Source organism: Rhodococcus sp. NPDC080181, from assembly GCF_040702225.1.
GTDB lineage: Bacteria > Actinomycetota > Actinomycetes > Mycobacteriales > Mycobacteriaceae > Rhodococcoides > Rhodococcoides fascians.
The window spans coordinates 143,916-154,913 of record NZ_JBFBKN010000008.1; the positions used below are offsets into that span (position 1 = coordinate 143,916).

A 10,998-nucleotide genomic window follows, 5' to 3' on the forward strand; every position below is an offset into this window, starting at 1 on the left:
GTGCACAACCGGCGAGCTCGGCTTTCGTCACGACGACGCGATCACCGACTCCGCCCGTTGGATCAACGATGCCAGAGCGGTCGACAACCCCTCTGCACCGAGGGCGGGCAAGATGCCCGGAATCAGTGCGGACAGCGTGACCGTCACCAGAGCCTGCGGCTTCATCGCCGCGCCCATCGTCGCCGACATCTGCGTCAGTTTGGCGTTCAGGGCCGCGAAATCGACACTCGTCGATTCGTGCTCGAGCGCCACCGCATCGGGCGCGGTCGCCGCTGCGTCGGCAATCAACTGCGGTAGATCGTCGACCGTCTTCGGCTTGGCGCGCGGCGCGAACTCGGCCTTCTCCTCGTCCGTGAGGATGTCGATGGATCGCAGCACCACCTCGGGATCGGAGACGACCGTCCGCAGAATCTTCGACAGCCGCTCGGCGAACGTCGCTATCGTCGATTCGTCGAAGATCGACGTCGCGTAGGTGAACGTCGCCTCGATGTCCTGCAGCGCTCCGGTCTCGTCGAAGTTCTCGACGGCGGTCAGCTGAAGGTCGAACTTCGCCTGATCGTCGCCTGCCGGCAGCGCCTGCACCTGCAGGCCCGGCAACTCGAACGTGCCCGTCGCATGGTTCTGGAACGTCAACATCGCCTGGAACAGCGGTGTGTAGGCGCTCGACCGAGCGCGGCCGAGCGCATCGACCAGCCGCTCGAACGGAACGTCCGCGTGGCCGAACGCTGCGAGGTCCTTGTCCTTCGCCTGACGTACCAGGTCCAGGAACGTGCCGTTCGGGTCGATCTGCGTGCGCAGCACCAACGTGTTGACGAACATGCCGACCAGGTCGTCCAGTTGCTCCTCGCCGCGTCCTGCGGTCGGGGTGCCGATGCTGATGTCCGACGAGTTGCTCAACCGGCCCAGCAGAACCGCGAACGCGCTGTGCACCACCATGAACGTCGTCGCCGCATGCTCGCGGGCGATCTTCTCTATGGCCGACGCCACGTCGGAACCGAACGTGAAGCCGTACGACGCGCCTTCCATGGTCGGTCGAGGTGGCCGTGGGCGATCGAGCGGCAGTGCCAGTTGTTCCGGCGCTCCCGCCAGCTCGGCGGTCCAGTAGGCCAGCTGCTTCGCCAGTGGACTGTCCGGGTCGTCCTCGCGGCCGAGTACATCACGCTGCCACAGCGCGAAATCGGCGTACTGCACCGGCAGCGGTGCCCACGACGGCATCTCCCCCGCCACCCGAGCGGTGTAAGCGACCATGACATCGCGGATCAACGGCCCCATCGAGAACCCGTCGGCGGCGATGTGGTGAGCCACCACGGCGAGGACGTGTTCGTCGTCGCCGACCTGCAGCAGCGCAGCCCGGACCGGGACGGTCTTCGTCACGTCGAATCCCGCACCGAGGACGTCCGTCAGGCGGGACACCACGGCGTCCGGTGCCACCTGTTCGGGTTCGAGCTCCACCCCGACGTCGGCGACGCCACCGATCTGCTGCACCGGGCCGTCGACCGAATCGGGGTAGGCCGTCCGCAGAATCTCGTGGCGACCGAGCACATCGTCGAACGCGCCGCGGAGCGAGGCGATGTCGAGGGCACCGGTCAACCGCACCGCGACGGGGATGTTGTACGCGGACGAGCCCGGGTCGATGCGGTTGATCGTCCACATCCGTTCCTGGGCGATCGACAGGGGTAGTCGATCGGGACGCTCGCGAACCGTCAGTTCCCGGCGGGCACCGCCGCCGACGAGCGGCGCGATGTGTGCAGCGAGGCCCGCCACCGTGGACGCCGCGAACACCGATCGCACGGGAATCTGCGCGTCGAGAGCCTGGCCGAGGCGCGAGACCAGTTGGGTTGCGATCAACGAGTTTCCGCCGAGGGCGAAGAAGTCGTCGTCCAGCCCCGCGCGGTCCAGCCCGAGCAGTTCGGCAACGGTCGTCGCGACGATCTCCTCGATCGGGGTGACCGGTGCGCGGAACTCGGTGGCCTCGAAGTGCGGCGCGGGCAGCGCCTTTCGGTCCAGCTTTCCGTTGGCATTGAGCGGTAGCGCTTCGAGCACCACGAATGCCGCAGGCACCATGTACGACGGAACGAGATGCGAGAGTTCGGATTCGACGTGCGCGACATCGACGACCTCCCCGGCCCGGCCGACGACGTAGGCCACCAACTGGTCACCCATGGACTCGCCGCTGTGCACCACGACGGCCGAATCTGCCACTGCCGGCTGCGACCGCAGGGCCGCTTCGATCTCACCGAGCTCGATGCGGAATCCGCGAATCTTCACCTGGAAGTCGGCCCGATCGATGTACTCGAGGTGCGCCGGGGCCGGCGTTCCGTCGACGACGGGCACCCGCCAGCGCACCAGGTCGCCGGTGCGGTACATCCGAGAACCGTTCGCATCGAACGGATTGGCGACGAATCGCTCCGACGTCAGGTCCGCGCGCCCGAAGTAGCCGCGCGCCAGCTGCGCGCCGGCCAGGTAGAGCTCGCCGCTGACACCCGCAGGCACCGGATGCAACCGCGAGTCCAACACGAACACCGTCGTGTTCGCCTCGGGAACACCGATCGGCACCGCGGTCGTATCGGCGTCCGTCACCGCGTGCGCGGTCACCGACACCGCTGCCTCGGTCGGCCCGTACAGGTTGTGCAGGTCGGTCGATCCGTTCCGCTTGCGGAACTCCTGTGCGACGGCAGCGGGCAGTGCCTCACCGATAGCCAGCACCCGCCGCAGGCTCGGCGATACCTCGCCTGCGGCGACGGTGCCGAGCATCGACAGCATCGACGGCACCAGGTGCAGTGTCGTCACCGACTGCGTGCGAATCAGTTCCAGCAGGTAGTCGGGGTCACGATGACCGTCGGCCTCGGCCACGACGAGCCGTCCGCCGGAGGTCAGCTGCGACCAGAACTCCCACACCGACAGGTCGAACGTCGCTGCGGTCTTGAGCAGCGCTGCGTCGGTCTCGTCGAGTGCGTACTCCGCACGCAGCCAGTTCAGCTGGTTGACGACGGCACCGTGCGAGACCGCAACGCCCTTCGGACGACCGGTCGATCCGGACGTGAAGATGACGTACGCGGTGTTGGCTGCGGTGAGCACCCCGGTGCGTTCGGACGCGTCCACCGGACCACCCGAGTAGGCATCGGTGTCGAACCGGGCCAGATCCACGATCGGGGCAGCATCGGTGATCTCGGCACCCACATCGCCGGAGATCAGAATGCACGCAGGAGCGGCTGTCTCGAGGACCAACGCGTTGCGCTCGGCCGGCTGGTCCGGATCGATCGGAACGTACGCCCCGCCTGCCGTCGAGATGGCGTACATGCCGACGAGGAGATCGACCGAGCGCCGAATGGCAAGGCCGACAGGCACTTCCGGCCCGACACCCATGCCGATCAGGTGGCGCGCGAGCTGCGAGACCCGCTCGGCGAACTCTCCGTACGTCACCACGCCGTCGTCGTGGACGAGTGCGACTGCAGCGCGGTCGCGTTCGGCGGCTGCACCGAACAGATCGGGAAGGGTCGTGTGTTCCACGGCACCGAAATCGTGAACCGTGTCGTTCCAGTCCTCGACGATCGCAGATCGCTCGCCGTCCAGCAGCACGTCGAGATCGCCGATGGGTGTCGACGGCGACGCCACGACGGCGGCCAGCACGGCCTCGAAGCGGGCCACGAGTGAACGGGCGGTGCTCTCGTCGAACAGATCCGTCGCGTAGGTCAGCAGGGCATCGAAGCCACCTGCCGCGCCGTCGCCCTGCTGGGCATCGGACACGATCAGATGCAGATCGAACTGGGAGTTGCCGGTCTCGGTGTCGAGCGCCGAGATTTCCAACCCGTCGAGCTCGAACTCGCGGCGAGCGAAGTTCTGGAACGAGAAGCCGACCTGGAACAGCGGGTGCCGAGCCGTCGAGCGCGTGGGGTTGACCACGTCGACGAGCCGCTCGAACGGGATGTCCGAGTTGGCGAACGCCTGCAGATCGGTTTCACGTGCGGCGTCGAGGAGATCACCGAAGGTCGCCTCGCCCGGAACATCGAGTCGCAACACCAGGGTGTTGACGAACATGCCGACGAGATTCTCGATCTCGGCCTCGCCGCGACCTGCGATGGGTGTACCCACGACGATGTCCGAGGACCCCGAGATCCGCGAAAGCAGCACTGCGAAGGCCGCATGCACGGCCATGAAGACGGTCGCGTTGTGCGCGCGGGCCAGTTCCGCGAGACGCGCGTGCGCGTCGACGTCGATTCGGAAATCGATGCGATTGCCGCGGAACGTCTGGCTCGCCGGACGCGGGCGATCGAGAGGTAGCTCGATCTGCTCGGGCAACTCCGACAGCGCGGCAGACCAGTATCGAATCTGTTGCGCTGCAATCGATTCGGCGTCGTCCTCGGAGCCGAGAACGTCGCGTTGCCAGAGCGCGTAGTCGGCGTACTGCACCGGCAGCGGAGCCCATGCGGGATCGGACTTCCGGGTACGGGCGGCATAGGCCGTCATGACGTCGGTCGACAACGGCATCATCGACAGACCGTCGGCGCTGATGTGATGGACCACCATCGCCAGCACGAAATCGGTGTCGGAGACTCGGAACAGCGAGGTCTTCAACGGAACCTCTGCGGTCACGTCGAACGTCGACGCCAGCAGCTCCAGCACCCGAGCGGTCACCGATTCCGCGTCGGTGTCGATCACGTCGAGAGTCGTCGGCACCTGGGACATCGGCACGACCACCTGATGCGGTCCCTCGGGCGAATCCGGGTACACCGATCGCAGTGTCTCGTGCCGCTCGATGACGTCCGAGACCGCGCTCTGCAACGCGCCGACGTTCAGATCGCCGCTCAGGCGCAGAGCGAACGGGATGTTGTACGCCGTCGAGTCCGAGTCGAACCGGTTGAGGAACCACATCCGCTGCTGTGCGAGCGAGAGTGGAACTCGATCGGGACGAGGCCCTGGCACCAGCGCCGGCCGCGCGCCCGAGCCCTGCTCGACCCTCGCCGCGAGTGCCGCGACCGTCGGGGCCTCGAACAATGCCCGAACCGGGACCGTCGTGTCGGCGGAGGCACCGAGTCGGGACACCACCTGGGTGGCCACCAAAGAGTTGCCGCCGAGTTCGAAGAAGTCGTCGTCGAGACCGACCCGGTCGAGACCGAGGACGTCGGCGAACACCTCGGCGACCATGGACTCGATCGGAGTCGTCGGTTGCCTGAACTCACGGGTTCGTGCGGCCGGTTCGGGCAAGGCTCGCCGGTCCAGCTTTCCGTTGGTGGTCAACGGAATTGCGTCGAGCACCACGAACGCCGACGGGACCATGTACTCGGGGAGCTGCTCGGCCACCGACGCACGGACGGCGTCGACGTCGATCGTGGAACCGGTTGCGGGCACCAGGTAAGCAACAAGGCGCGCGGCACCGGGAGCGTCCTCGCGCACGATCACCGCGGCTTGTCCGACGGCCGGAGCCGACAGAACCGACGATTCGACTTCGCCCAGTTCGATGCGGAAGCCGCGGATCTTGACCTGATCGTCTGCGCGACCGACGAATTCGAGCTCACCGGTGGGCGACCACCGGGCGACGTCGCCGGTGCGATAAAGCACGGAACCGTCGCCTGCGAAGGGATCTGCCACGAATCGTGTCGCCGTCAGGTCCGGCCGACCCAGGTATCCCCGCGCCACCTGACCGCCCGAGACGTACATCTCTCCCGGGACACCCGCCGGCACGAGGCCGAGTCGCGCATCCAACACGTACACGGACAACCCGGAGATCGCCCGACCCACCAGTGACCCCGATGCCTCCGCGGCAGCCTGCGCATCGAGAGCCCGATGCGAGACGTGGACGGTGGTTTCGGTGATGCCGTACATGTTGACCAACTGTGGGGAACGATCGCCGTGCCGATCGAACCAACCGCTCAATCGACGCAGCTCCAACGCTTCTCCGCCGAAGACGACGTAGCGCAGCGCGTACTCGGCAGCACCCGATGCCGTGCGGTCGGCCTGGTCGAACTGGTAGAAAGCAGACGGGGTCTGGTTGAGCACGGTCACGCGTTCGCGAATCAACAACTCGCGCAGCGCTTCCGGCGACCTCGACGTGAAGTAGTCGACCACGACGACGGTGCCACCCGTGGTGAGCGGGCCCCACAGTTCCCACACGGAGAAGTCGAACGCGAACGAGTGGAACAGAGTCCAGACGTCGGCGGGGCCGAAATCGAAGTGCCGCTGGGTGTTCGCCAGCAGGCGGACGACGTTGCGGTGCGGGACGACGACGCCCTTGGGGGTGCCGGTCGAACCCGAGGTGTAGATGACGTACGCAGCTTCTGCGGCCGTCACCGTCGGCAGAACGTCCGTCGCGAACCGGGACTCGTCCGCTGGGGTGTCCATGTCGACCCTGGGCAGTTCCGGCGGTAGCGCGACCTCGACGCCGGTCCAGGTCAGTACCGCGGCGGGACGCGAGTCGGCGAGCACGAACTCGATGCGATCGGCCGGGTACGACGGATCGATCGGTACGTATGCACCTCCGGCCTTGAGCACCGCGAGCAGCGCCACCACGAGATCGGCCGTGCGAGGCAGTACGACTGCGACCGCGGATTCGCGGCCGACACCCTGTGCGACAAGAACTCTCGCCAGTGCCGTCGACTCGGTGTCGATGTCTCCGTACGTGCGCGAGCGACCGTCGAAGACGACGGCGGCAGCGTCCGGGTTCTGCGCGACCCTGGCCGCGAACAGGGAGACGATGGAGTCGGCAGAATCCGCGACCGCCGGTGCGTCCTGGGCGAGGGCGAGAACGTGATCGCGCTCGGCCGTATCCATCACCGGGATGTCCCCGACGGGCTGCTCGGCATCGGTACCGACCGACTCCAGCACGCGGATCAGGCGCTCACCGAAGGCGCGCGCTGTGTCGTCGTCGTAGAGATCACGGGCGAACGTCACGTCGATGGCCGAGCTGCCGTCCGCCTGGTTCTCGGTGAACGTGAACTGGATGTCGAACTTCGCCGTCTCGACGTCGAGATCGACTCCGCGCACGGTCAGACCCGGGAGCTCGAGTTCGGTCTGCTCCATGTTCTGCACGGTCAGCATCACCTGGATCAGCGGATGCCGCGCGGCCGACCTCGGTGGGTCAAGTACCTCGACGAGTCGCTCGAACGGCACCTCCGCGTGCGCGAACGCCGACAGATCGGTGTTGCGCGTACGGGCGAGTAGATCGGTGAAGGCAGCACCGGGATCGATCTCGGTGCGCAGCACGAGGGTGTTGACGAACATACCGATGACGTCGTCGAGTGCCGCCTCACCGCGACCGGCGACCGGAGTACCGATGGCGATGTCGGTTTCGCCCGACAACCGGGAGAGCAACACCGCGAGAGCAGAGTGCAACACCATGAACAGTGAGCTCTGATTGGCGCGGGCTACCGCGCCGAGGCGCGCATGCGTCTGCGCATCGAGCGTCAGCCGAATGTTGCCGCCGCGGTAGGACGACCGATCGGGACGCACTCGGTCGCCGGGGAACGTGCTCTCGTCCGGCAGTCCCGACAGCGTTCGCGTCCAGTGTCGAATCTGGCCGGACACCGGTGAATCGGGATCGCTCTCGGAACCGAGCACGGTCTGCTGCCACAGGGTGTAGTCGGCGTAGCGAACCGCGAGCGGCGCCCAACCCGGTTCGCTGCCTGCACTCCGGGCCGCGTACGCAACCATGAGGTCGCGAGTCATCGGTCCGATCGAGAAACCGTCTGCGGCAATGTGATGTGTGGCCAAGGCCAGCACATGCCGGTTCGAGTCGAGCTCGAGCAGAATGGCGCGGAGTGGGGGTGCGGCCGTGACGTCGAAGCCCTGCACGAAGAACTCGGCCAGGGCGGCGGTGACGTCGTCGGCGGTGACCTTCGTCGGTGCCAGCTCCGGAGCTACCTGCGCTGCGGGGACGATGACCTGAGAGGCCACCCCGTCCACCTCGGGGTAGGCGGTGCGCAGCGATTCGTGCCGTTCGATCACGTCGGCCACGGCAGAGCGCAGCGCGACGACGTCGAGGTCACCGATCAGTTCGATGGCGACGGGCAGATTCTCCGTTGCCGAATCGACATCGAAACGGTTGAGGAACCACATCCGGCGCTGGGCGAGCGACAGCGGAACGAAGTCCGGCAACTCGGTGCGCACCAGAGGAGTCTTTCGTCCCGATCCCGAGAGTTCGTCCAGCTTCGCCGCCAGAGCCGCCACCGTCGACGCCTCGAAGATGGTCCGAACACTGACCGTGGTGTCCGTCGCGGCACCGATGCGCGACGCCACCCTGGTCGCCACGAGCGAGTTACCGCCGAGAGCGAAGAACTCGTCGTCGGCTCCGACGACATCGACGCCGAGCACGTCGCGGAACACCTGCGACACCACGATTTCCGACGTGGTCGTCGGAGCGCGGAAGGCACGCTGCTCGATATCCGGTGCCGGGAGCGCGCGCCGGTCGAGCTTGCCGTTGGCGGTCAGCGGAAGTGCGTCGAGCACGACGGTCGCAGCCGGAACCATGTACCCGGCGAGCGAGCGGGCGGCGAACGCCGTCAGGTCGGCCACGTCGACGGTCGCACCGGAGGCGGGGACCACATAGGCGACCAGTTGATCTCCGGCGACGGCCGTCTGCCGAACCAGCACCACGGCCGACTCCACCGACGGGTGCCGGCGCAGCACGGTCTCGATCTCCCCGAGTTCGATGCGCAAACCACGCAACTTGACCTGGAAGTCGGTGCGGCCCAAGTACTCCAGACGCCCGATGTGAGACGAGGACTCCCGCCAGCGCACCAGATCGCCGGTGCGGTACATACGAGAACCCGGTTCGCCGAACGGATCCGGCAGGAATCGATCTGCCGTCAGATCCACTCGACCCAGGTAGCCGCGGGCCAGTTGGACTCCGGCGAGATAGAGCTCACCTGCGACCCCGGGAGCAACCGGGGACAGTCGGGAGTCGAGGACGTACGTTCTGGTGTTCCACACCGGAACACCGATCGGAACCAGGTCGACGTCCGCGTCCGACACCTCGTGATAGGTGACGTCGACAGCCGCTTCGGTGGGTCCGTAGAGGTTGTGCAGCGCCACGCCCGGCAGGACGCGACGGACGCGTTCGCCGACCTCGGCGGGCAGCGCCTCACCGGAGGCGAACAGAGTCCGCAGCGACGCGGCTGCGGACGACGAATCGGCTGCGACGACGGAGACGAAGACCTCGAGCAACGACGGCACGAAGTGTGCGGTCGTGACCGACTGCGCCTCGATGGTCTCGAGCAGGTACTGCGGGTCTCGGTGCCCGTCCGGCTTCGCGATGACCAGCGTCGCCCCGATCTGCAACGGCCAGAACAGTTCCCACACCGACACGTCGAACGTGACGGGGGTCTTGTGCAACACGACATCGTCGGCGACGAGCTCGTATTCCGACTGCATCCACAGCAGACGGTTGACGATTGCCTCGTGTGTGACGGCCACGCCCTTCGGCTGCCCGGTCGACCCGGACGTGAAGATGACGTATGCGGTGTTCGTCGGGGCCAGTGCACCGATTCGGTCCGCGTCGGTGATCGGTGCATCGGAGACCCCGGACAGGTCGAGAACGTCGATGTCGATCACGTCGAGCCCGTCGGCATCCACCGAGTCTCGTGACGTGCTCAGTACGCACACCGGTGCCGCGGTGCGCAGGATATGCGCGATTCGCTCGGCAGGCTGATCCGGGTCGATCGGTACGTAGGCACCGCCCGCCGCGACGATCGCGTGAATTCCGACGAGGAGCTCCACCGAACGACGGGCAGCGATCGCCACGGTGGTCTCGGGCCCGACACCACGATCGACGAGGTACCGCGCAAGACGAGCCACCCGTGCGTCGAACTCGCCGTAGGACACCGACTCGTCACCGAAAACCAGTGCGGTTCCGTCGGATTCGACCGACCGCCCGAGCGAGGCCAGCGTCTGCGACCGGTCGACGTCGTGGTCGGTGTCGTTCCAGTCGTCGAGCACGCGCTTGTACTCGACGTCGTCGAGCAGTTCGATGTCGCCCACGACGGTCGAGAGATTGTCGGCGACGGATTCGAGGACCTTGATCAGACGCTCACCCAGGGTGACCACCGTGGACTCGTCGAACAGGTCGGTGGCGTAGGTGACATCGAACGTCATACCCTGCGCCGCGCCACTGGGCCCGAACGATTCGACGAACGTGAACTGCAGGTCGAACAGTGCAACCAGGGTCTCGAAGTCGACGCCCGAGACCGACAGTCCCGGTAGTTCGAGATCCTTCTGACCCAGGTTCTGGAACGCGAGCACCACCTGAACGAGGGGATGACGTGCCGTGGAACGTACCGGGTTGAGGATCTCCACCAGACGCTCGAACGGAACGTCCACGTGCGCGAGCGCCGACAGATCGGTCTCGCGAGCATCGGCCAGTACCTGGTCGAACCTGCGCGCGGTGTCGATCTCCGTTCGGAGCACGAGGGTGTTGACGAACATGCCGATCAGGTCGTCGAGCGCGGCTTCACCGCGGCCCGCGACCGGTGTGCCGATGGCGATGTCGGTCTCGCCGGACAACCGTGACAGCAGTACGGCGAGGCTGGTGTGCACCAGCATGAACAGCGACGCGTTCTCACGTCGGGACGCCTCGATCAGAGCGCGATGCAGTTCTCCGTCGATCGAGAAACGCACCAGCGCACCGCTGTTCGATGCCACCGCCGGCCTGGGACGGTCGGAGGGCACATCGAGCTGATCGGGCAGACCGGCCAACGTCGTCGTCCAGTAATCGATCTGCTGCGAGACCACGGACGTGGGGTCGTCCTCGGAGCCCAGCACCTCGCGCTGCCACAGGCTGTAGTCGGCGTAGTCGACCGGAAGCGGAGTCCAGTACGGCTCCTGGTTCATCGACCGCGCCGCATAGGCATTCATGACGTCGCGAGTGAGTGGGCCGAGCGAGAAACCATCGGCGGCGATGTGGTGCACCACGAACACCAGCAGGTGCTCGGTGGGGCTCACCTCGAACAACCGGGTACGGAACGGGAGGTCCTTCGACAGGTCGAATCCTGTCGTCGCCAGCTCGCG

General features: G+C 66.6%; 1 protein-coding gene and 1 tRNA gene. One reads left to right on the forward strand and one right to left on the reverse strand.

Annotated features, from left to right (window positions below; translation table 11 throughout):
* Window positions 1-27: 27 nt before the first annotated feature.
* Window positions 28-10,932 carry an amino acid adenylation domain-containing protein gene (locus AB0O58_RS12325; protein ID WP_366238232.1) on the reverse strand — a complete coding sequence of 3,635 codons (10,905 nt, stop codon included), beginning with the start codon at window positions 10,930-10,932 and terminating at the stop codon, window positions 28-30.
* Here AB0O58_RS12325 and AB0O58_RS12330 point away from each other — a divergent pair.
* Window positions 10,885-10,991 (forward strand) — tRNA-OTHER (locus AB0O58_RS12330). The genes AB0O58_RS12325 and AB0O58_RS12330 overlap by 48 nt on opposite strands.
* Window positions 10,992-10,998 lie beyond the last annotated feature (7 nt).